This is a genomic window from Streptomyces hilarionis (assembly GCF_024539675.1).
GTDB lineage: Bacteria > Actinomycetota > Actinomycetes > Streptomycetales > Streptomycetaceae > Streptomyces > Streptomyces hilarionis.
This window is the reverse complement of the sequence record NZ_JAHHIT010000447.1, coordinates 1-448: the sequence shown is the minus strand read 5'-3', so window position 1 is coordinate 448 and position 448 is coordinate 1. Positions and strand designations below refer to the sequence as shown.

Genomic DNA, 448 nt, shown 5'->3' with positions numbered 1-448 from the left:
AATGTCTCCGTTGTAGTTAGGATCTTGACTGGTTTTATATCGGGTAACCTGTAATTTGAAGCGTCCGTTCCTCGTTTCTATGACGTGTTCAAATTTGAGCGCCTCTAACTCGCTTACGCGCAGTCCAGTGACTAGGGCGACCAGTATGTAGAGTGCATTGCGAATGGAGGTCAGGGAGCGCTGAAAGCTGCTAATCCATGAATAGTTCCAAAAGACGGTCTCATAGTCACGCTTGTTTTTTTGAATCTCTACTATTCGGATACCTTCAACTACAACATCTAGATTTTTCTCAAGCTCTAGGTCTTCGACGACCCGGGATATCGTTTTGTAATTGCTGGTGACAAAGTTGCGGGATAACAGGTAATCGGACGCCTCACGAACTCGCGGCATGGCTTTCTCAGTCCAGAAAAGCGCGTGTTCAACGAGTTTTTTGAGATCGCTTTCATTA

The 448-nt window shown here is 45.5% G+C and carries 1 protein-coding gene; it reads right to left on the bottom strand.

What is annotated here, in order from left to right:
- The coding region (locus tag KMS84_RS39070; protein ID WP_256921323.1) for a site-specific integrase at positions 1-448 on the bottom strand (448 nt) is incomplete at both ends.